The organism is Tepidiphilus succinatimandens, from assembly GCF_006503695.1.
Lineage (GTDB): Bacteria > Pseudomonadota > Gammaproteobacteria > Burkholderiales > Rhodocyclaceae > Tepidiphilus > Tepidiphilus succinatimandens.
In genome coordinates, this window is the sequence record NZ_SBIK01000014.1 from 24,111 (window position 1) to 45,084 (window position 20,974).

Annotated in this window: 16 protein-coding genes; 12 read left to right on the forward strand and 4 right to left on the reverse strand. The window is 67.6% G+C overall.

Annotated elements, in window-relative coordinates; genetic code table 11:
* The first annotated feature begins 63 nt into the window (after window positions 1-63).
* The 4 genes from EPD82_RS09195 to EPD82_RS09210 all read left to right on the forward strand — a co-directional run bounded on the left by EPD82_RS09195 (window position 64) and on the right by EPD82_RS09210 (window position 5,229).
* Window positions 64-2,100 (forward strand): lytic transglycosylase domain-containing protein, encoded by a 2,037-nt coding sequence (locus EPD82_RS09195; protein WP_170210817.1) that lies wholly within the window; start codon window positions 64-66, stop codon window positions 2,098-2,100.
* A 23-nt stretch (window positions 2,101-2,123) separates the two neighbouring features.
* On the forward strand, window positions 2,124-3,095 hold the full coding sequence (locus EPD82_RS09200; RefSeq protein ID WP_141056490.1) for a complex I NDUFA9 subunit family protein: 972 nt from the start codon (window positions 2,124-2,126) through the stop codon (window positions 3,093-3,095).
* Window positions 3,092-4,354: a multifunctional CCA addition/repair protein gene (locus EPD82_RS09205; RefSeq protein ID WP_055423896.1), complete on the forward strand. Its 1,263-nt coding sequence runs from the start codon at window positions 3,092-3,094 to the stop codon at window positions 4,352-4,354. Before EPD82_RS09200 ends, EPD82_RS09205 begins: the two co-directional genes overlap by 4 nt.
* Window positions 4,355-4,431: 77 nt before the next feature.
* Window positions 4,432-5,229, forward strand: a complete 798-nt coding sequence (locus tag EPD82_RS09210) for an alpha/beta hydrolase (RefSeq protein WP_141056491.1) — start codon at window positions 4,432-4,434, stop codon at window positions 5,227-5,229.
* 6 nt (window positions 5,230-5,235) lie between these two features.
* On the opposite strand, the gene EPD82_RS09215 is transcribed toward EPD82_RS09210, so the two are convergent.
* On the reverse strand, window positions 5,236-6,444 hold the full coding sequence (locus tag EPD82_RS09215; RefSeq protein WP_141056492.1) for a class I SAM-dependent methyltransferase: 1,209 nt from the start codon (window positions 6,442-6,444) through the stop codon (window positions 5,236-5,238).
* Here EPD82_RS09215 and EPD82_RS09220 point away from each other — a divergent pair.
* The 4 genes from EPD82_RS09220 (at window position 6,443) to EPD82_RS09235 (ending at window position 8,977) form a co-directional block, all read left to right on the forward strand.
* Entirely contained in the window at window positions 6,443-7,198 is a 756-nt protein-coding gene (locus EPD82_RS09220; RefSeq protein ID WP_141056493.1) for a pteridine reductase, read from the forward strand. The genes EPD82_RS09215 and EPD82_RS09220 overlap by 2 nt on opposite strands.
* A gap of 290 nt (window positions 7,199-7,488) precedes the next feature.
* The gene (locus EPD82_RS09225; protein WP_141056494.1) at window positions 7,489-8,010 is read left to right on the forward strand and encodes an acyloxyacyl hydrolase; all 522 of its coding nucleotides are present in this window, start codon (window positions 7,489-7,491) and stop codon (window positions 8,008-8,010) included.
* A gap of 2 nt (window positions 8,011-8,012) precedes the next feature.
* Window positions 8,013-8,333: a (2Fe-2S) ferredoxin domain-containing protein gene (locus EPD82_RS09230; RefSeq protein WP_141056495.1), complete on the forward strand. Its 321-nt coding sequence runs from the start codon at window positions 8,013-8,015 to the stop codon at window positions 8,331-8,333.
* Window positions 8,330-8,977, forward strand: a complete 648-nt coding sequence (locus tag EPD82_RS09235) for an alpha/beta hydrolase (protein WP_141056496.1) — start codon at window positions 8,330-8,332, stop codon at window positions 8,975-8,977. The genes EPD82_RS09230 and EPD82_RS09235 overlap by 4 nt, the downstream gene beginning before the upstream one ends.
* 52 nt (window positions 8,978-9,029) lie before the next feature.
* Here the strand turns inward: EPD82_RS09235 and icmF are convergent, their stop codons facing one another.
* From icmF to EPD82_RS09250, 3 genes are all read right to left on the reverse strand, one after another.
* A complete protein-coding gene (gene icmF / locus EPD82_RS09240; RefSeq protein ID WP_141056497.1) occupies window positions 9,030-12,302 on the reverse strand; it encodes a fused isobutyryl-CoA mutase/GTPase IcmF in 3,273 nt (1,090 codons plus the stop codon).
* Window positions 12,303-12,469: 167 nt separating this feature from the next.
* The gene (locus EPD82_RS09245) at window positions 12,470-13,633 is read right to left on the reverse strand and encodes a porin (RefSeq protein ID WP_141056498.1); all 1,164 of its coding nucleotides are present in this window, start codon (window positions 13,631-13,633) and stop codon (window positions 12,470-12,472) included.
* Between the two features lie 289 nt (window positions 13,634-13,922).
* The gene (locus EPD82_RS09250; RefSeq protein ID WP_141056499.1) at window positions 13,923-15,077 is read right to left on the reverse strand and encodes a porin; all 1,155 of its coding nucleotides are present in this window, start codon (window positions 15,075-15,077) and stop codon (window positions 13,923-13,925) included.
* Between the two features lie 260 nt (window positions 15,078-15,337).
* Here EPD82_RS09250 and rpoH point away from each other — a divergent pair, with 260 nt between their 5' ends.
* From rpoH to recQ, 4 genes are read left to right on the forward strand one after another with little or no spacing between them, the layout of a single operon-like run.
* On the forward strand, window positions 15,338-16,237 hold the full coding sequence (rpoH, locus tag EPD82_RS09255) for an RNA polymerase sigma factor RpoH (protein ID WP_141056500.1): 900 nt from the start codon (window positions 15,338-15,340) through the stop codon (window positions 16,235-16,237).
* Complete coding sequence (gene thiD / locus EPD82_RS09260) at window positions 16,230-17,081, forward strand: bifunctional hydroxymethylpyrimidine kinase/phosphomethylpyrimidine kinase (protein ID WP_141056501.1); 852 nt, start codon at window positions 16,230-16,232, stop codon at window positions 17,079-17,081. The genes rpoH and thiD overlap by 8 nt, the downstream gene beginning before the upstream one ends.
* A gap of 44 nt (window positions 17,082-17,125) precedes the next feature.
* Window positions 17,126-19,042 carry a phosphomethylpyrimidine synthase ThiC gene (gene thiC / locus EPD82_RS09265; protein ID WP_055423885.1) on the forward strand — a complete coding sequence of 639 codons (1,917 nt, stop codon included), beginning with the start codon at window positions 17,126-17,128 and terminating at the stop codon, window positions 19,040-19,042.
* A 10-nt stretch (window positions 19,043-19,052) separates the two neighbouring features.
* Complete coding sequence (recQ, locus tag EPD82_RS09270) at window positions 19,053-20,924, forward strand: DNA helicase RecQ (protein ID WP_141056502.1); 1,872 nt, start codon at window positions 19,053-19,055, stop codon at window positions 20,922-20,924.
* Window positions 20,925-20,974: the final 50 nt, after the last annotated feature.

A 20,974-nucleotide genomic window follows, 5' to 3' on the forward strand; every position in this document is an offset into this window, starting at 1 on the left:
GCCCGATACACAATGAGTTACAATAAACGAAACGGCCTTTCTCCGCCAACCACCCGATCCGCCATGCCCCTCCGGCTCCCCCTCTTGCGTACCGTCCTGCTCGCCTGCGCCCTGCTGCCGGCGGCGGCCTCCGTGTCCGCCGCCGATTCCCACCGGGCGAAACCCAATGCCAAGGCCGTACAAGCCAAGGCCGGCAAGCCCACCCCCAAACCCGTGGCCGCGCGCAGCATCGACGCACTCGACCGCGCCCGCGAAGCCTATGCGCGCGGCGATCTCGCCACCCTGCAGATGCTGCTGCCGCAAGTGGCCGACCAGCCGCTGGGCGACTACGTGCTGCTGTGGTCCCTCACCCAGCGCCTCGGCCGCTCCACCGAGACGGTGCTGCCGCAGGAGATCGACGCCTTTCTCTCGCGCCATGGCGACGACGCCCTGGGCGAGCGCCTGCGACGCGAGCTGCTGCGCGCCGCCGTGCGCGACGGCCGCTGGAGCGAGGCGCTGCGCCACTATCGCGCCCTCGTCAAGCCCGACCGCGAAGCCCAATGCTGGGGGACGCTCGCCTGGATACAGGATCAACCCCAATCCGGCGTGTCCACCAACGACGTGCTGCGTCTGCTGGTTTCCGCCCCCCGACCCGGCACCGAATGCCTGCCGCTCTTCGCCACGGCCGCCTTCCAGGGCCGGCTCGCCCGGCAGACCCTACGCCAGCGTCTCTACGCCTCCCTCGCGCAGACCGGCCTTGCCGCCGCACAGGAATGGCGCGAACTCGCCGGCATGAGCGACGACGAATGGCGCGAAGTGGAACTCGCCAGCCGCACCCCGGCCGCAGTCCTCGCCCAGCCGGCCGCCTCGCCCGCGGCGCTCGCCGCCGCCCTCATCGCCCTGGAAAAAGAGGACCCCGAAGCCGCCCACGAGCGGCTCACCGCCCTCGGCGATCGCCTCGAACCCGAAGCGCGCGACATCGTGCGCTGGTCCCTCGTGCTCTACGCCGCCAAGCGGCGCCTGCCGCAGGCCAACGCCTGGGCCGACGAGATCACCCTCTCGCCGCTCTGGATCGAACCGGCGCGCTGGGCCGTACGCGCGGCGCTCGCCGCGCAGGACTGGGTCAAGGTCTGGCAGCGCATCGAGGCGCTCCCGCCCGGCGAGCGCGAACGAAACGAATGGCGCTACTGGCAAGGCTACGCGCTCAAGCAGCTCGGCAAGGACGAACTCGCCGAAGCCATCTTCCGCAAGCTCGAGCGCGGAGATGATTACTACGCCATGCTCGCCGCCCGAGCGCTCGGCCATCCCTGGCGCCTGCCGCCCCAATCCCCGCCGCCGTCGCAGCGCGACGTGCTCGCCATCGAACGCCACCCCGTGCTGGTGCGCATCCTCGCTTTGGCCGAGCGCAACTGGCTCACCGAAGCCATCCGTGAGATCGACGCCTGGAGCCGCAAACTCCCCGCCGCCCAGATGCGCGCCGCAGCGATCGCTCTCTCGGATGCCGGTCATCTCGATCTGGCCATCCGGCTCGCCGAAGGGACCGACGACGACGGCTTCCTCGTCGCCCGCTACCCGCTCGCCTACCGCGAGCTCGTCGAACGCTACGCCGCCGAGCAGAATATCGATCCCGCCTGGGTCTGGGGCCTGATGCGCCAGGAAAGCCGCTTTCGCGCCGACGCCCGTTCGAGCAGCGGCGCGCTCGGCCTCATGCAGATCATGCCGGCCACCGGCAAGTGGCTCGCCGGCAAACTCGGCATCCCGCGCTTCGACGTCGCCCGCCTGCGCGACCCCGACACCAACGTGATGCTCGGCGTCACCTACATGCGCATGGTCACCGAACAGCTCGACGGCCATCCCGTGCTCGCCACCGGCGCCTACAACGCCGGCCCCGGCCGCATGGGACGGCTACGACCGCAGCAGGCGCTCGAGACCGAGATCTACATCGAAAACCTGCCGATCGACGAGACGCGCGACTACATCAAGAAAGTGCTCGCTAACACCGTCGTCTATTCGGCTATCCTGAACGGGGGTAGAGGCAAGGACATCACCGAATTCCTCCTGCCCCTGCCCGGACTGGGCAACGCCGCCGGCGCGCCGGCGCCGGTGCTGGACAACGGATGAACTTCGATGAGGGAGAAACGACCATGACCACCGCGACCGAACGCACCGCCCTCGTCCTCGGCGGCACCGGATTCGTCGGCAGCCACCTGCTCGACCGGCTCGTCGCCGAAGGCTGGCGCGTCGTCGTGCCCACGCGCCGCCTGCAGAATGCGCGCGATCTCAAGCTGCTGCCCACGGTCGAAATCGTCGTAGCCGACGTGCACGACCCGAAGACGCTCGAGCGCCTGTGCGCCGGCAAGTGCCTGGTGGTCAACCTCGTCGGCACCCTGCACTCGCGCCCCGGCACCCCCTACGGCCCCGAGTTTGCCCGCGTCCACGTCGAACTGCCACAAAAACTCGCCGAAGCCTGCCAGGCACAGGACGTGCACCGCCTCATCCACCTGAGCGCCCTTGGCGCCGCGCCCGACGCCCCCTCGCAATACCTGCGCTCCAAGGCGGACGGCGAAGCGCGCATCCGCGCCGCCGGCGACGGGCTCGACTGGACCCTCCTGCGCCCCTCGGCCATCTTCGGCCCCGGCGACTCCTTCCTCAACCGCTTCGCCGCCCTCGCCCGGCTCTTCCCCATCCTGCCCATCGGCGCAGCGCAGGCCAAGCTGCAGCCGGTCTATGTGGGCGACGTCGTCGAGGTCATCCTGCGCGCCGCCGCCACCGCCAAGGCCGCGGGACAAACCTACGAGCTCGCCGGCCCCACCGTCTATACGCTCGCCGAGATCGTCGCCTACGCCGCGCGCACGAGCGGCCATCCGCGCCGCGTGGTGGCGCTCCCGCCGCGGCTCGCCCGGATGCAGGCGTGGCTGCTCGAACACCTCCTGCCCAACCCGCCGCTCACGCGCGACATGCTCGATTCGCTCTCGATCGACAGCGTGGCCCACGATGAGCCGCTGCCCTTCGGGCTCGAACCCACGCCGATGGAAGCGATCGCGCCGGCCTATCTCGCCAACGATACCTTCCGCAGCCGCTACGTCCTCTGGCGCATGCGCGCCCGGCACGGATGAAGATCTACTGCGTCGGCGGAGCCGTGCGCGACGAACTCCTCGGACGGCCGGTGAGCGACCGCGACTGGGTCGTGGTCGGCGCCACGCCCGAAGAGATGCTCGAGCGCGGCTTCCTGCCCGTGGGCAAGGATTTCCCCGTCTTCCTGCACCCCCAGACGAAAGAGGAATACGCGCTTGCGCGTACCGAGCGTAAGACCGGGCGCGGCTATCACGGCTTCGCCTTTCACGCCAGCCCCGAAGTCACCCTCGAAGAAGACCTCGCGCGGCGCGACCTCACCATCAACGCCATGGCCCGCGACGAAACGGGCCGCCTCATCGACCCCTACGGCGGACTCGAAGACCTGCGCCGCAAAGTGCTGCGCCACGTCAGTCCAGCGTTTGCCGAAGACCCGGTGCGCATCCTGCGCGTGGCGCGCTTCAGCGCCCGCTTGCCCGACTTCACCCTGGCCCCCGAGACGCTCGCGCTGATGCGGCGCATGGTGGAAGAGGGCGAAGTCGATCACCTCGTACCCGAACGGGTCTGGCAGGAACTCGCCCGCGGCCTCATGGAGCCGCGGCCCGATCGCATGATCGAGGTGCTGCGCGCATGCGGCGCGCTCGCGCGTCTGCTGCCCGAAATCGACACCCTCTTCGGCATCCCCCAGCCGCCAAACTACCACCCCGAGATCGACACCGGCGTGCACGTGCTCGCTGCCCTGCGCATGGCGGCCGAACGGGCCCTGCCGCTCCCCACCCGCTTCGCCGTGCTGCTGCACGACGTGGGCAAAGGGCGCACGCCGCCAGAACTCTGGCCGCACCATTACGGACACGAAGCCCGCGGCGCGGCGCTCATCCCTTCGATCTGTGCCCGGCTGCGCACGCCCGTCGAGTGCCGCGAACTCGCCGTGCTCACCGCGCGCGAGCACGGACTCATTCACCGCGGCCCGCGCCTTCGCCCCGCCACCCGCGTGCGCGTACTCGAGCGCTGCGACGCCCTGCGCCGCCCCGAGCGTTTCCTACAACTGCTAGATGCCTGCGCCTGCGACGCCCTCGGCCGCCCCGGACTGCACGTAGACTACGCACCTGTCGCCACCCTGTGGCGCGACACGCTGGAGGCGGCCCGCAGCGTCGACGCCGGCGCCATCGCCCGCACCTGCGCCGAACGCAGCCAGATTCCGGCGCGGCTGCACGAAGCGCGCGTGGCCGCGGTCAAGGCGCGCGAACGACGCAAGGAAAACGGCCCCGTCGCCTTATCTTCGCCCACCGCGAAGGACGCCTGACCCCGTAGTATCATGAACGGCTTACCTCGGTACACCGACGCCGGGGAAACCCCAAAGCCCTCTCTACCGAGCCCCAGATGACCGACTGCCTCGAACTGCTGCACGAAGCCCCTGCCCGGGCGCTCGATGTCCCGCCGCTCCTCTTCATCCACGGCGCCTACGTCGGCGCCTGGTGCTGGCAGGAGCACTTCCTGCCCTGGTTCGCCGCCCAAGGGTTCGACGCCTGGGCGCTGTCGCTGCGCGGCCACGGCGGCTCACGCACCAGCCGCCCGCGCGACACGCTCTCCATCGACGACTACGTCGACGACGTGCTGCGCGCCCAGGAACGCCTGCCGGCCGAGCCCATCCTCATCGGCCACTCCATGGGCGGATTCGTCGCCCAGAAAGCGCTTGAGCGCCACCCTTTTCCGGCGATCGTGCTGCTGTGTTCGGTACCGCCCACCGGGCTTGCCGGGTCGCTCCTGCACATGCTGCTGAGCTCGCCCTTGGCGCTGCTCGAGATGAACCTCTTCATGACCGGCAAGCGCAAACCGCACCGCAGCCTGGTCGAGGCACTCTTCCACCATCTGCCGCCCGAAGCGGATCTCGCCCGCTACCTGGCCGCGAGCGGCCCCGAATCGCTGCGCGCCATCTGGGACATGATGGGGTTTTCGCGCATCGATCGAACCAGACAGCACCCCGCACCGGTCCATGTCTTCGGCGCCGAACACGACAAAATCATCCCGCCCGACCAGGTGGAGACCACGGCGCGTTTCTACGGCACCACCGCCCGCATCCTTCCCGAGTTTGGCCACACCCTCATGCTCGAACCAGGCTGGGAGCGCGCCGCGCAGGCCATCGCCCAAGTGCTGCAGCCGGCAGCGCAAGCCGCCTGAACGCGCTCATTCCCAAGGAAGCAGCTCGATCCCCCGCCCCAGCGCGATCACCTTGAAGAGCTCCCCCATCTCGTGCGGCATGATGAGCCGCTGCAGGGCGCGCGCCGCCTTGAGGTACGCGAGGCTCCCCGGCTCGGCGCGTTCCTCCAGCCGCTGCAGGATGCCGTTGGCCAGCAAAAACCCCGCCTGATTCATGAAGGCCAGCGTCTCCAGCCCCTCGGCCTCGGCCGCCTCGGCCACGGCAGTAAAATCGACGAAACTGGTGATGTCCATCGCTCCCGGCAGCCACAGCGGATCCTCCACCACCCGGTGGCGAAAATAACATTGCAGCGTGCCGCGCCAGCGCCACGGCACGTAATACGTCTCCCGCAGATAACCGTAGTCGATCAAGAGCAGCATGCCCGCCTGCAGGGCACGGGCGAGCGTCCCCACCCAGGCGCGCGCCACCGGATGGATTTCCGTCACGTACTCCTGCCCCTCCAGCCGGGGCAATTCGATCCCCTCCAGCCCGGCGAGCGCCGCCGGCGTCGGCGGACGATCCTCCCAGGCGAGCGCCCCGTCGCGCACCGTCACGCCGCGCTCGAACACCTCCCCTTCGGCCGTGCCCACCAGATGCACCGGCAGCACGTCGAGCACTTCGTTGGCGAGCAGCACCCCGCAGAAAGACTGGGGCACGGCATCGAGCCAGACCACGCGCTCGGCGAGCTCCCCCGCCTGCGCCGCGATCGTCTCCTGCTGGCGCGCACGCAGCGACCCCGATACCTCCAGGATGGCGTAACGCTCGGGCAGCGTCCCGAGCTCGGCGAGCCGGCGCAGCACGTCGGCTGCGAGCAAACCCGTGCCCGCCCCGGCTTCGAGCACGATCCCCCCCGTCTGCCGCAGCACCGGTGCGATCGCCTCGGCGAGCGTCGCCCCGAAGAGCGGCGTGATCTCCGGCGCGGTGATGAAATCTCCCGCCGGGCCGAACTTCGTCGCTCCGCCGCTGTAATAGCCCAGATCCGGCTCGTAGAGCGCCCAGCGCATGTAATCGGCGAACGGCACCCAGCCGCCGGCCTCCCCGATGCGCGCCGCGATGCGCGCGCGCAAGACTTCGCTCGCCGCCACCACTTCCGGCTCCGGCGCCGGCAATCCCCTCGTCGTCCGCTCCCGTTCGAACACTCGAGCCCCCCGTTTCACGCTACCATTGTCTGGTTTCTGCCCGCTGGACGAAGCCATGACCTCCTCGCCCCCCGAGCATCGCCCCGTCGTCCTCATCACCGGCGCCGCCCGGCGCATCGGTGCAGCCATCGCCCGCCATCTGCACGCACACAGCTGGAACGTCGCGCTGCATTATCGCACCTCGGCGACGGCCGCCGAGCAGCTCGCCGCTGAGCTCAACGCCGAGCGCCCCGCCAGCGCCGCCGCCTTCGCCGCCGAGCTCGCCGCCCCCTCGTGTGCCCCCGCGCTCGTCGCCGCCGTGCTCGACCGCTTCGGCCGGCTCGACGCGCTGGTCAACAACGCCTCCAGCTTCTACCCCACGCCGCTTCCCGAGGTCACCCCCGGGCAGTGGGAAGATCTGCTCGGCGCCAACGCCCGCGCCCCCTTCTTCCTCACCCAGGCGGCTGCGCCCGAGCTCGCGCGCCGGCGCGGCGCGGTCGTCAATGTCGTCGACATCCACGCCGAGCGACCGCTACCGCGCTACCCCGTCTACACCGCCGCCAAGGCGGCGCTCGCCGGTCTCACCCGGGCGCTCGCCATCGAGCTCGCCCCGGCGGTGCGCGTCAATGGCATCGCCCCCGGCGCCATCCTGTGGCCGGAAGACGATCAATACCCGCCCGCCGAGCGCGAGCGCATCCTTGCCCAGATCCCGCTGCAGCGCCTGGGCGAACCCGGCGACATCGCCCGCGCCGTGCGCTTCCTCCTGGAAGACGCCCCCTACGTCACCGGCCAGATCCTCGCCGTCGATGGCGGGCGCAGCCTCGCCCTCTAGGGGACGCTGAAGAAATGAGCGAGCGGGATGAAACGCAAGGCGGAAGGTAGCGCAGCGACCGAGACATATCGAGTAGATAGGCGAGGGATCGAGCACCGCGCAACGCAGCAATTCGCCCGCGCAGCGAATCATTCAGCGTTTCCCTGACGCGGACGGACTATACTGAACTCTATCCGACTTCGTCGCCTTGCTGCTCGCCGAACCCGACGCCCGCGAACTCGCCCGTGGATACGGCCCGGAGCGTTTCGGCGTATGATTTCGTACCATAACGACCACCTTGGGAGCACCCAATGAAACGTCTCGTCCCGGCACTGATCGCCGCCTGCCTGAGCCTGCCCGTCCTCGCCCAGGACAAGAATTCGATGACCGCCTTCTACGGCCAAGACGGGGACATCGACCGCTATGGCCTCTCCTACCGCTTCAAGCCCTTCTGGGGCGACGTCTGGGGCGGCTGGCAGGCCACCCTCTCGCCCGAAGTCGAAGCCTCCTACCTCGAGTACGACGGCAACCATCCAGGCAACGACGATGCCGGCGAGCTCGGCGCGCTCCTGCGCTTCCGCCTCGAACGCGGCATGGGCGCCGTGCGCCCCTACCTCGACCTCGGCCTCGGCGGTGCCGGCTTCAGCGACACCCACCTCGGTGACAAGGATCTGGGCAGCGCCTTCCAGTTTACCGAGCAGATCGGCGTCGGCGTCTCGATCGACCAGACCTGGTCGATCGGCTATCGCTTCTCCCACTACTCCAACGCCGGCATCGCCAGCGACAACGACGGACTCAACCTGCACCACGTCGTGCTCGAAGTGAAGTTCTGACGATGGGCTACTACCGCCACCACGTCTTCTTCTGCTGCAACCAGCGCCCGGCGGGCGAAGCCTGCTGCGAGGATCACGGCGCGAGCGCCCTGCTCGCGCATGCCAAGGCCCGCATCGAGGCGCTGGGCCTGAAGGGCAAAGGGGCAGTACGCATCAACAAGGCCGGCTGCCTCGGACGCTGCGACGAAGGGCCGGTGCTGGTCGTCTACCCCGAAGGCGTGTGGTACACCTACCTCGACGAGGCCGACATCGACGAGATCATCGACGAGCATCTCGTCGGTGGCCGCCCCGTCGAGCGCTTGCGACTGCCCGAACGATCATGACCCGGATTCGCGTCGAGACTCTGCTCGCCCCCGGCCCGGCCGGCACGATCGAAGTGCTCGCCGACCTGCCCGCCGCGCCGCGCGGCGTGGCGCTCGTGTGCCATCCCCACCCGCTCTTCGGCGGAGCCAACACCAACAAGGTCACCTACACCCTCGCGCGCGCCTACGCCGAACTCGGCTACGCCGCGCTGCGGCCGAACTTTCGCGGCGTCGGGCGCAGCGAGGGCCGGCACGACCACGGCGAAGGCGAAACGGAAGACATGCTCGCGCTCCTTGCCTGGGCGGGCGAGCGCTGGGGCGAAGGCGAACTCGCGCTCGCGGGCTTTTCTTTCGGCGCCTACGTGCAGACCCGCGTCGTCGGACGGCTGCCCGACCCGCCGCGCCACCTCACGCTCGTGGGTCTGCCGCATGGCCTCGCGCTGGGCAGCGGCAAGCAGTACGACACGCCCACGCTTCCCGAGACGCTGCCGGCGCTGCTGATCCACGGCGAGCACGACGACATCGCCCCGCTCGCGCGCGTCCTCGACTGGGCCCGCCCACAGACGCGGCCCGTCGTCGTCATCCCCGGGGCGGACCACTTCTTCCACGGCAAGCTCGCCCTCATCAAGACGCTGGTCCAGCGCGACCACGCCGCCGGCTGCTGAAAGCGCCGGACGGACGCCGCCACGGCGACGTCCGTCCAGGGCGGCACATACCTCACATGCTGCGCCGGTACTGCCCGCCCACCTCGTAGAGCGCCTGCGACAGCTGCCCCAGCGAGCAGTAGCGCACCGCGTCCATCAGCACCTCGAAGACGTTACCGCCGGCCATGGCCGTCTCCTGGATCTTGGCGAGCCACTTCGGCGCCTCCTCGCGGTTGCGCTCGTGGAATTCCCGCAGGCGGCGCAGCTGGCTTTGCTTCTCTTCCTCGGTCGAGCGCGCGAGCTCGAGCTTCTCGGGGATGACGTCGCCCTTCGGATTGCGGAAGGTATTCACCCCGATGATGGGCAAGCTCCCGTCGTGCTTCTTCTGCTCGTAATGGAGCGACTCTTCCTGGATCTTGCTGCGCTGATAGCCCGTCTCCATCGCCCCGAGCACCCCGCCGCGTTCGGCCAGACGCTCGAACTCGCGCAACACCTCCTCTTCCACGAGGTCGGTGAGCTCCTCGATGATGAAGCTGCCCTGGTTCGGGTTCTCGTTCTTCGCCAGACCCCACTCGCGGTTAATGATGAGCTGAATCGCCATCGCCCGGCGCACCGACTCCTCCGTGGGCGTGGTGATCGCCTCGTCGTAGGCATTGGTATGCAGGCTGTTGCAGTTGTCGTAGATGGCGATGAGCGCCTGCAAGGTAGTGCGGATGTCGTTGAAATCCATCTCCTGCGCGTGCAGCGAGCGCCCCGAAGTCTGGATGTGGTACTTCAGCTTCTGGCTGCGCTCGTTGGCCCCGTAGCGATGCTTCATGGCGATCGCCCAAATGCGCCGCGCCACGCGCCCGATCACGCCGTACTCCGGATCCATGCCGTTGCTGAAGAAGAAGGAAAGGTTGGGCGCAAAGTCGTCGATGTGCATGCCGCGCGCCAGATAGCTTTCCACGTAGGTAAACCCGTTGGCGAGCGTGAAGGCGAGCTGGGTGATGGGGTTCGCCCCGGCCTCGGCGATGTGATAGCCCGAAATCGACACCGAGTAGAAGTTGCGCACGTCGTGATGGACGAAGTACTCCTGGATGTCGCCCATCAGCTTCAGGGCGAACTCCGTGGAGAAGATGCACGTGTTCTGGCCTTGATCCTCCTTGAGGATGTCGGCCTGCACCGTGCCGCGCACGGTGGAGAGCACCCACTCCTTGATCTTCTCCGCCTCCTCTTCCGTGGGCTCGCGCCCGTTCTGCTCGCGGAACTTGTCGATCTGCTGGTCGATGGCGGTGTTGAAGAACATCGCCAGGATCATCGGCGCCGGCCCGTTGATGGTCATCGACACCGAGGTGTTCGGCGCGCACAGATCGAATCCCGAGTAGAGCACCTTCATGTCGTCGAGCGTGGCCACCGACACGCCCGAGTTGCCGATCTTGCCGTAGATGTCGGGCCGCTCATCCGGATCGCAGCCGTAGAGGGTGACCGAGTCGAAGGCGGTGGAGAGCCGAGCCGCCGGCATCCCTTCGGTGAGCTTGCGGAAACGCCGGTTGGTGCGGAACGGGTCGCCCTCGCCGGCGAACATGCGCGTCGGATCCTCGTTCTCGCGCTTGAAGGCGAAGACCCCGGCCGTGTAAGGGAAAGAGCCGGGCACGTTCTCCTTCATGAGGAATTTGAGCACCTCGCCCTCGTCCTCGAACGTGGGCAGCGCCACCTTGCGGATCTTGTTGCCCGAGAGCGACTCGTGATAGAGCCTGGTGCGGATCTCCTTGCCGCGGATCTTCACCACATACTCGTCCTGGGCATAGAGCTCGCGCAGCGTCGGCCATTGGTCGAGCAGCTTCTTGGCGTGCGGCGTGAGTTCCCCGTCCTTCCAGGCGATGAGCTCGTCGAAATGCTCGGCCGGCTTGCCACAGCGCTCGAAGAGCGCCTTGGCGATGCGCAGGGACTGGCGCTCGCGCGCGATGCGGGCCTGCGCCTGCACCTGGCGATGATAGTCGCGCACCGTCTGCGCGATCTCGGCGAGATAACGGGCACGCTCGGCCGGGATGATGGCCCGCCCCTTGCTGGACGCGCGCACCGACACCACGGGCAGCTTGCCCGGGATCTTCGCGTTCAACCCCTGCGCCACCAGCCGCGGCAACATGGCCTGGTAGAGCGCGGTGACGCCGTCGTCGTTGAAACGCGAGGCCATGGTACCGAAGACGGGCATCTCTTCCGGCGCCAGATGGAAGAGCTCGCGGTTGCGCTGATACTGCTTGCGCACGTCGCGCAGCGCATCCTCCGCCCCTTTGCGGTCGAACTTGTTGATCGCCACGAAATCGGCGAAATCGAGCATGTCGATCTTCTCGAGCTGGCTAGCGGCGCCGAATTCTGGCGTCATCACGTAGAGCGAGGTATCCACGTATGGGACGATGGCCGCATCCCCCTGGCCGATGCCGGAAGTCTCGACGATGACGAAATCGTAGCCGGTGAGCTTGCAGGCGGCGATCACTTCCCTGAGCGAGCGCGACACCTCGCTGCCCGTGTCGCGCGTGGCGAGCGAGCGCATGTAGATGTTCTCGTGCTCGATCGAATTCATGCGGATGCGATCGCCCAGCAGCGCCCCGCCGGTGCGCTTGCGCGAGGGGTCGATGGAGATGACGGCGATTTTCAGCCGGTCCTCCTGGTCCAGCCGGAAGCGGCGCACCAGCTCGTCGGTGAGTGAGCTCTTGCCCGCCCCGCCGGTGCCGGTGATGCCGAGCGTGGGCACGCGCAGCGAAGCGGCCGCCTCCAGTAGCCCCCGGCGGATGGAATCGGGATAGGCGTCGTTCTCCAGCGCCGTGATCACCCGCGCGAGCGTGCGCCAGTCGCCCTGCCCCAGCCGCTCGAGGATCTCTTCGAGCGTGGCCGGCGCCTCGTGGCTGAGATCGAAGTCGGCGCGCTGCACCACGTCGTTGATCATGCCCTGCAGCCCCAGACGGGCGCCATCTTCCGGCGAATAGATGCGCTCCACCCCGTAGGCTTCGAGCTCGCGGATCTCGGGCGGCACGATCACCCCGCCCCCGCCGCCGAACACCTTGATCTTCTCGCCGCCGTTCGCCCGCAGCAGATCGACCATGTACTTGAAGAACTCGACGTGCCCGCCCTGGTAGCTCGTCACGGCGATCCCCTGCACGTCCTCCTGCAGCGCCGCGCGCACGATCTCGCCCGCCGAGCGGTTGTGCCCCAGGTGGATCACCTCGCAGCCGGTCGCTTGCAGGATGCGGCGCATGATGTTGATCGAGGCGTCGTGCCCGTCGAAGAGCGCCGCCGCGGTGACGAAGCGCACCTTGTTCTTCGGCTTGTACGGGGCGATTTTGTGCTGGACGTGCGGATCGCTCATGAAAGTCCCTCCTCGTGCGATGCGGTTTTTTCAAACGGAAATGTAGCGCGAAGATGACGTTGACGTCAACGTCAACCGAGAGGCGGGTACGAGTTCCCGCCGCCGTCACAAAAGAAAAGGGGCCGAAGCCCCTTTCCCCGATGGAATGGAAAAACGACCGGTCGGCGTCAGAAGGAATGGGACATGCCGACGAAGAAGAGGTCGGTGTCGTCCACCTTGCCCGTCCCAGAATGACCATTGAAGGAGGAATCGGTCTGCCCCAGGTTGAAGGCGTCGTTCCAGGTGAGATCGTCGTAGTCGATCTTGTTGTAGCCGAGATACCCGGTGGTGCGCTTGGAGAACGCATGGGTATAGGCCACAGTGAAGGACTTGGGCTTCACGTCGCGCGACAGGACATTGTCCACCTTGTCGAGATCGGCCTGCCCGTAGGAGAAGTGGATGTTGCCCACGCCCACCGGCACGATCACGCCCACCTGCCACAGATCGACGTCGAAACCGTTCACCCCCATCACGTCGCGGCCCTGCTGGTAGGAGCCGGCGAGCGTAGCCATGCCAAAGTTGTAGGAGGCGCCCAGGAACCATTCTTTCTGGGTATCATCCCCTTTGGCGTACTTATCGGAGACGTTCTGCCCGCTGTACTTGATGCCGTGGTAGATGGCGCCGACTTTCAGCGGGCCGTTGTCGTAGCGCAGGGCCAGGCCATATTTGTCGTCGTCGTCGTAATCGACGCGCTTGCCGTTGGGGCTGAGAAGATTTTTCCCCGAGTCGCTTTCGCGGTTACCCGCCGAATAAATGGCGCTCAAGGAAACGGACTGAAAGACCCCGTCGTAGGCCACGGCGTTGTTCCAGCGCGCCGGCGAGTTCGGGGTGATGGTCAGATTGCCCAGCAGCGACAGCCAGCTCTGTGGGCTGGGCGTCGCCGAGAGCAACGCGTCGTAGGCATAGATGAAATAGCCCGGCGCGTATTGACGGCCCAACGCGACCTGACCGAAGTTGCCCTTCAGACCGACGTAGGCTTGGCGGGTGAAGGTCTGGTCACCACTATTCTTATCGTCATCCCCCGTCATCCCCGTCGACTTGCCGCTATCGATGTTGATCCCTTGTTCCAGCACGAACACGGCTTTCAGGCCGCTGCCGAGGTCTTCCTCGCCACGGAAGCCGATGCGGCTGCCCGCCAGACCGCCGGAGTCGACGCCCATCGCGTCGTCACCCATGAAGTCGCCGTACTTCATGTAGGCGTCGGCGACACCGTAGATCTGGATGTTCGACTGCGCGAACACCGGCGCCGAGACGAGGCCCGCCACCGCCAGTGCGATCAGTTTCTTTTGCATCGTGTTTCTCCTCTCTTGCAAGAAGGAAGTCCGTCTTCGGGCGGAGGATGCCGCCCACCGAAAAGCATCGCTGAACTGAACCGAGCGAAGCTTGATGATATTGTGGCCGCGACGGGGAACGATGGCAAGGGAGGCTTCGGCGGAGGGTATGATTTCACGGCAAAGGTGTTGTATCGCCACAACAGTCATGGCGGCGACGCATTGCAGCACGATGCTGCGCCGGCAGAAACGAAGCCCCCGTCGCCGCAGACGGCACGGGGGAGGCACGTCGAAGGGGATTGGCCGCCAATCAGAATCTATGGATCATCCCGACATATGCAAAGCTGGTGGAATCCATATTCTCCGGCTTCGTCGTGCTGTGGCCATTCGCACCGGCTACGAATCCATAGTCCAGTGCCGTCCCCCACGGCATATCATCATAGTCGGTATAGTGATAACCGACATAGACGGCAGTACGTTTGGAGAGGTCCTGGGTATAACCCAGAGTGAACGACTTCGGTTTGTAATCGGGGCCGGTCGGCGTGTCGATTTTTTCCTGCCCGTATGCCAATCGAATATTTCCAGGGCCGACCGGCACGACCGCACCGAGCTGCCAGAAGTCGACGTCGAGATCGCTCCTGCCGAACACGTCCGAGCCTTTTTGATAGAGACCCATCACCGTTGCCACGCCGAAGTTGTAGGCGGCGCCGATCAACCAATCTTGCTGGGTTTCGTCTCGGTCGGCAGGCGAGTCGATGTATGAACCCCCTGAAAAGCGAGACTTGAATTTGACACCTTGATAAATGGCTCCCAGCTTGAGCGGCCCGTTGTCATATTTCAGCGAAACGCCGTACTTGTCGTCGTCGCTGGCATCATAGCCGCTTGACCCCGCCATCTCGGTTTCCCTGTTACCTGCCGAGTAGATGGCGGCGATGCTCACCGACTGAAAGGTACCATTGTAGGCCACCGAATTGTTCCAGCGCGCCAGCGAAGCCGGCTGAATGGTGAGGCCGCCGAATGTCGTCAAGTCAGCCATCGGACCAACCGTGCCGCCCATGAATGGATCATAGGGATCGGCAAAGTAGCCCGGAGCATACTGCCGGCCCAAGGCAACTTGGCCGAAGGAGCCTTTGAGGCCGACGTAGGCCTGGCGTGTGAACACGTCGCTGCCGGAGTTTGCCGCAGAATCCGTTCCACTCATATAGGCTGACTTGCCGGTGCTGATATCGTATCCTTCCTCGAGCAAAAATACCGCCTTCAAACCGTTGCCAAGATCTTCTTCGCCACGGAAACCGAGGCGGCTGCCGGCAATACCGCCGTCGTGCACGCTCATCAAATCGTCGCCCATCAGCTGCCCGTAGCGCATGTAAGCATCGGCAACGCCATAGATCTGGACGTTGGATTGCGCGAACACCGGCGCGGCGAGGCTGCCGAGCACTGCCAATGCAAGCAGTTTCTTTTTCATTTCTGGTCTCCCTTCGATTCCGTAAACAGGAGGCGCGGAAACTCCCCTCCATCGATCACCGCGTCCCTCGAAGACGCGGGCAACGGATTTTTACATAAGTTTTGTTACTCCAACAATTGGAAATACTGAAAACAACAAAATTGATGAAAGCTGTTGTGTGAATGCGACAAGGGAGCAGAAGTGGAACCGCAGACACCTGTTGGCACTCTCATGCCACGAGTGCTAAATTGCATGGGCGCAAAAACGAACGGAGGAGCAGGATGACGATGAGTGCGGTCGTACCGCTGGGATACGCGGCAGGGCTTCCGGGCCCCGTCTCCAGTCTGGAGCAGTACGTGCGGGCGGTGCGCAGCATCCCGCCGCTCTCCGCCGAGGAGGAAAAGGAGCTCGCCCGGCGCTGGCGCCTGGAGCGCGACCTGGAGGCGGCGCGGCGCCTGGTGCTGGCGCACCTGCGCTACGTGGTGGCGATCGCGCGGCAGTATTTCGGCTATGGGCTGCCGGAAGCCGACCTCATCCAGGAGGGCAACGTGGGGCTGATGAAGGCGGTGCGCCGCTTCGACGAGACGCGCGGCGTGCGGCTCGTCACCTTCGCGGTGCACTGGATCAAGGCGGAGATCCATGAGTTCATCGTGCGCAACTGGCGCCTGGTGAAAATCGCCACCACCAAGGCGCAGCGCAAGCTCTTCTTCAACCTGCGCCGCCTCAAAGGTTCGAGGAACGCGCTGCAGCCGGCCGAGGCGCGGGCGATCGCCGAGGAGCTGGGGGTGAAGCCCGAGGAGGTGCTGGAGATGGAGGCGCGCTTTGCCGGGGCGGAGGTGCCGCTGGAGGCGCCCACGGTGGAGGGCGAGGAAGATGCGCTCCCCGCGCCGATCGCCTATCTGCCCGATCCCGGCGCCACGCCCGAGGAGGCGGTGCTGGAAGCGGAGGCGCACTGGCTCGCCGACGAGGGGCTGCGCACGGCGCTCTCCCGGCTCGATGCGCGCAGCGCCGACATCGTGCGCCGACGCTGGCTGGCCGAGGAGCCGGAGACGCTGCAGGCGCTGGCGGCGGAGTATGGCGTCTCGGCCGAGCGCATCCGCCAGATCGAGGCGGCGGCGATCAAGAAACTGCGCGCGTGGCTGACGCAGGGCATGAGTGCGGAGGTGCCCGCCCATGCCTGAGGCCGTGCCCAACGTACTCTCGATTGCCGGCATCGACCCTTCCGGCGGCGCCGGCCTCTACGCCGATCTCAAGACCTTCGCCGCGCTGCGCACCTACGGCTGCGGCGTGGTGGCGGCGCTCACGGCGCAGAATACCCAGGGCGTACGCGCGGTGCACGTGCCGCCGGCGGACTTCCTGCGCGCGCAGCTCGACACCCTCTTCGCCGACGTGGCGATCGCCGCCACCAAGACGGGGATGCTCGCCAGCGCCGCGGTGATCGAGACGACGGCCGAGCGGCTCGCCCACTGGCGGGCGCAGGGGCAAAGCCCCATCGTGGTGGTCGACCCCGTGATGGTGGCGAAGAGCGGGGATGCCCTGCTCGACCGCCAGGCGGTGGGCGCGCTCGTGGAGGCGCTGCTGCCGCTCGCTACCGTGATCACGCCCAACCTGCCGGAGGCGGCGGTGCTGCTGGGGCGCACGGCGCCGGAGAGCCGGCGCGAGATGATCCGCGCGGCCGAGGCGCTGCGCGCGCTCCTGCCCACCGACGACGGGCACTGGGTGCTCCTGAAGGGCGGGCACCTGCCGGGGAGCGAACTGGTGGATCTGCTCTTCGATGGCGAGCACCTGCACGAATTCGCCGCCCCCAAGGCGGCGACGAAGAACACGCACGGCACCGGCTGCACCTACGCCGCGGCGATCGCGGCGCTCGCCGCCCGGGCCGGCTCGCCGCTCACCGACGCGGCGATGCGTGAGGTGGTCCGCGAGGCGCACCGCTATCTCCAAGAGGCGATCGCGGCAAGCGGCGCGCTCGCCGTCGGCCACGGGCACGGGCCGCTGCATCACTTCCACGCGCTCTGGCTATAATGGGGCGACGGGCGCTTCGCCCTCCCCAGCCAGAGAGCGCATCCATGAACGCCAGAGACCATTTTTTCGCCGAGCGCGCGCGCGTCGACGCCGCCGCGGTGCAGCCTTTCCCCAATTCGCGCAAGATCTACGTGCAGGGCTCGCGCCCCGACCTGCGCGTACCCCTGCGCGAGATCCGGCAGGCGGACACGCCGGCTTCCTTCGGCGCCGAGCCCAACCCGCCGATCTACGTCTATGACACCTCCGGCCCCTACACCGACCCCGAGGCGCAGGTCGACATCCGCCGGGGTCTGCCGCCGCTGCGCCGGGCCTGGATCGAAGAGCGCGGCGACACCGAGGAACTGCCCGGCCCGACGAGTGCGCACGCGCAGGCGCGCCTGCGGGACCCCGCCACCGCCGGGCTGCGCTTTCCGGGCCTTGCGCGCACCCCGCGCCGCGCCAAGCCCGGCGCGAACGTGACGCAGCTGCACTATGCGCGCCGCGGCCTCGTCACGCCCGAGATGGAGTTCATTGCCATCCGTGAGAACCAGAACCGCCGGGCGTATCTCGAGGCGCTGGCGCGAAGCGGCCCGCGCGGCGAGCGCCTCGCGCAGATCCTCGCGCGCCAGCATCCAGGGCAGCGTTTCGGGGCCCGCATCCCCGAGGAGATCACGCCGGAATTCGTGCGCGCGGAAGTGGCCGCCGGCCGGGCGATCATCCCGGCCAACATCAATCATCCCGAATCCGAGCCGATGATCATCGGGCGCAACTTCCTGGTGAAAGTGAATGCCAACATCGGCAACTCGGCGCTCGCCTCCGACATCCAGGAAGAAGTCGACAAGATGACCTGGGCGATCCGCTGGGGGGCCGACACGGTGATGGATCTGTCCACCGGCCGCCACATCCACGAGACGCGCGAGTGGATCATCCGCAACAGCCCCGTTCCGATCGGCACGGTGCCCATCTACCAGGCGCTGGAGAAGGTCGAGGGCAAGGCCGAGGAGCTCACCTGGGAGCTCTTCCGCGACACGCTCATCGAACAGGCCGAACAAGGGGTGGATTACTTCACCATCCACGCGGGCGTGCGGCTTGCCCACATCCCGCTCACGGCCGAGCGCCTCACGGGGATCGTCTCGCGCGGCGGCTCGATTTTGGCCAAGTGGTGCCTGGCGCATCACCGGGAGAATTTCCTCTATACGCACTTCGAGGAGATCTGCGAGATCCTGAAAGCCTACGACGTGGCCTTTTCGCTGGGCGACGGCCTGCGCCCCGGCTCGATCTACGACGCGAACGACGCCGCGCAGCTGGCGGAGCTGAAGACGCTGGGCGAGCTTACCCGCATCGCCTGGAAACACGACGTGCAGGTGATGATCGAGGGACCGGGGCACGTGCCCATGCAGCTCATCCGCGAGAACATGGACAAGGAGCTCGAATGGTGCGACGAGGCGCCGTTCTACACCCTCGGGCCGCTCACCACCGACATCGCCCCGGGGTACGACCACATCACCAGCGCCATCGGCGCGGCGCAGATCGGCTGGTACGGCACGGCGATGCTGTGCTACGTCACGCCCAAGGAGCATCTGGGGCTGCCGAACAAGACCGACGTGAAGGAAGGCATCGTCACCTACAAGCTCGCGGCGCACGCGGCTGACCTTGCCAAGGGGCACCCGGGAGCGCAGATCCGCGACAACGCCCTTTCCAAGGCGCGATTCGAGTTCCGCTGGCAAGACCAGTTCAACCTTTCGCTCGACCCGGACAAGGCACGCGAATTCCACGACGAGACGCTGCCCAAGGAGTCGGCCAAGGTGGCGCATTTCTGCTCGATGTGCGGGCCGAAGTTCTGCTCGATGAAGATCACGCAGGAAGTTCGCCTCTACGCCGAAGAGAAGGCGCTCTCCGAAGAAGCGGCGCTCGCCGCGGGGCTGGAGGAAAAGGCGGGCGAATTCGTGCGCGGCGGAGCCGAGCTCTATCGTCCCGAGTAGCGCCGAGCCGATGAGCGCGCTCGTGGCGGAAGAGGAAGACGCGGCGCTCGCCGCGCGCATGCAGGCGTTGCTCGCGCGCGTCTTCGGGCATGCGCGCTTTCGCGGCCCGCAGGCCGAGATCGTGGCGCACGTGGCGCGCGGCGGCGACGCGCTGGTGTTGATGCCCACGGGCGGGGGAAAATCGCTGTGCTACCAGCTGCCGGCGCTGCTGCGCGAGGGCGTGGGGGTGGTGATCTCGCCCCTCATCGCGCTGATGGAGGATCAGGTGGCGGCGCTGCGGGAGAACGGCGTGGCCGCGGCCGCGCTGCACTCGGGTATCGCCCCGGAAGCAGCCGAGGCGATCGAGCGCGCGGCGCGCGAGGGGCGGCTGAAGCTCCTCTATTGCGCGCCGGAGCGCTTGCAGACGCGCCGCTTCCTGGAGCTCCTCGACGCGCTCGCCGCGCAGGGGGCGATCGCGCTCTTCGCCATCGACGAGGCCCACTGCGTGTGGCAGTGGGGGCACGACTTCCGCCCCGACTATCTTCACCTGGCGATGCTGCCGGCGCGCTACCCCGAGGTGCCGCGCATCGCGCTCACCGCCACGGCGGACGCGGCGGCCCGCGAGGAAATCGCCGCGCGCCTGGCGCTGCACGAGGCGCGCCGCTTCGTCACCAGTTTCGACCGCCCCAACCTCTTCTACGCCGCCGAGCGCAAGCGCGGCGACGGGCGCGCACAGCTGCTCGCCTTCCTGCGGCGGCAACCGCCCGAGGGCGGCGGCATCGTCTATTGCCTGTCGCGCGGCAAGACGGAGAAGCTCGCCCGCTGGCTGAACGAGCGCGGCATCCCGGCGCTGCCTTACCACGCCGGGCTCACGCACGAGGTACGCGAGCGCCATCAGCGGCGCTTCCTCGCCGAGGATGGCCTGGTGATGACGGCGACCATCGCCTTCGGCATGGGCATCGACAAGCCGGACGTGCGCTTCGTGGCGCATCTCGACCTGCCGCGCTCGCTCGAAGGCTACTACCAGGAGACGGGGCGCGCCGGCCGCGACGGCGAACCGGCGCAGGCCTATCTCCTGTGGGACGGCGAGGACGCGGCGTGGCACCGGCAACTCGTCGAAACATCGGACATGCTGCCGGAGCAAAAGGAGATGGCGCACCGCCGGCTGGACGCGCTGGTGGACATGGTCGCGGGCACCGGCTGCCGGCGGCAGGCGATCCTGGCCTATTTCGGCGAGACCATCGGCCCCTGCGGGCGCTGCGACCGATGCCTGGCGCCAGTGCGGCCGTGGGAGGCGACGGACGCGGCGCGCAAGGCGCTCTCCACGGTGTATCGCACCGGCCAGCGCTACGGCGCGGCACACCTCATCGACGTGCTGCGCGGGCATGCGAGCGAGGCCGTGGTGCGCCGCGGGCACGACCGGGTGAGCACCTACGGCCTGGGGGTCGATCTGCCGGCCGAGACCTGGCAGGCGGTGTTCGGCGAGCTGCTGCTGCGCGGCCATCTCTCGATCGACTTCGAGCGGCATCGCGCCCTGGTGCTCACGCCGCGCGCCAAGCCCCTGCTGCGCGGCGAGGAAACCTTCGCCCTCGCCCTGCCGCGCGCGGCGGCAAAAGGGTCGGCCCGCGGCGCGGGAATGGCGAGCGCGGCGCCGGCGGCGGAACCCCTCTCGCCGTCCGAGCAGGCGCGCTTCGAGCGTCTGCGGCGCTGGCGCCTGCGCCAGGCGCAGGCCGAAGGCGTGCCGGCCTACGTGATCTTCCACGACAAGACCCTGCGCGAACTCGCGCGCCGCGCACCGGCAACACTCGCGGAACTGGCGGGAATCGAAGGCATCGGCGCACGCAAGCGCGAGCGCTGGGGCGAGGAATTGCTCGCCCTGCTGGCCACGGCCACGGCGACCTGATGGAGGCTGACGAACTCGTATTCCCTCTTCGGTTCGCCGTCTTCGAGCGG

What these genes read in the sequence shown, in the direction of transcription:
- EPD82_RS09210 (WP_141056491.1), top strand. Translation starts at nt 4,432, where the DNA reads ATGACCGACTGCCTCGAACTGCTGCACGAAGCCCCTGCCCGGGCGCTC.
- EPD82_RS09200 (WP_141056490.1), top strand. Translation starts at nt 2,124, where the DNA reads ATGACCACCGCGACCGAACGCACCGCCCTCGTCCTCGGCGGCACCGGA.
- EPD82_RS09215 (WP_141056492.1), bottom strand. Translation starts at nt 6,444, where the DNA reads ATGGCTTCGTCCAGCGGGCAGAAACCAGACAATGGTAGCGTGAAACGG.
- EPD82_RS09245 (WP_141056498.1), bottom strand. Translation starts at nt 13,633, where the DNA reads ATGCAAAAGAAACTGATCGCACTGGCGGTGGCGGGCCTCGTCTCGGCG.
- thiD (WP_141056501.1), top strand. Translation starts at nt 16,230, where the DNA reads ATGCCTGAGGCCGTGCCCAACGTACTCTCGATTGCCGGCATCGACCCT.
- rpoH (WP_141056500.1), top strand. Translation starts at nt 15,338, where the DNA reads ATGACGATGAGTGCGGTCGTACCGCTGGGATACGCGGCAGGGCTTCCG.
- icmF (WP_141056497.1), bottom strand. Translation starts at nt 12,302, where the DNA reads ATGAGCGATCCGCACGTCCAGCACAAAATCGCCCCGTACAAGCCGAAG.
- EPD82_RS09235 (WP_141056496.1), top strand. Translation starts at nt 8,330, where the DNA reads ATGACCCGGATTCGCGTCGAGACTCTGCTCGCCCCCGGCCCGGCCGGC.
- EPD82_RS09225 (WP_141056494.1), top strand. Translation starts at nt 7,489, where the DNA reads ATGAAACGTCTCGTCCCGGCACTGATCGCCGCCTGCCTGAGCCTGCCC.
- thiC (WP_055423885.1), top strand. Translation starts at nt 17,126, where the DNA reads ATGAACGCCAGAGACCATTTTTTCGCCGAGCGCGCGCGCGTCGACGCC.
- EPD82_RS09250 (WP_141056499.1), bottom strand. Translation starts at nt 15,077, where the DNA reads ATGAAAAAGAAACTGCTTGCATTGGCAGTGCTCGGCAGCCTCGCCGCG.
- EPD82_RS09220 (WP_141056493.1), top strand. Translation starts at nt 6,443, where the DNA reads ATGACCTCCTCGCCCCCCGAGCATCGCCCCGTCGTCCTCATCACCGGC.
- EPD82_RS09230 (WP_141056495.1), top strand. Translation starts at nt 8,013, where the DNA reads ATGGGCTACTACCGCCACCACGTCTTCTTCTGCTGCAACCAGCGCCCG.
- EPD82_RS09195 (WP_170210817.1), top strand. Translation starts at nt 64, where the DNA reads ATGCCCCTCCGGCTCCCCCTCTTGCGTACCGTCCTGCTCGCCTGCGCC.
- recQ (WP_141056502.1), top strand. Translation starts at nt 19,053, where the DNA reads ATGAGCGCGCTCGTGGCGGAAGAGGAAGACGCGGCGCTCGCCGCGCGC.
- EPD82_RS09205 (WP_055423896.1), top strand. Translation starts at nt 3,092, where the DNA reads ATGAAGATCTACTGCGTCGGCGGAGCCGTGCGCGACGAACTCCTCGGA.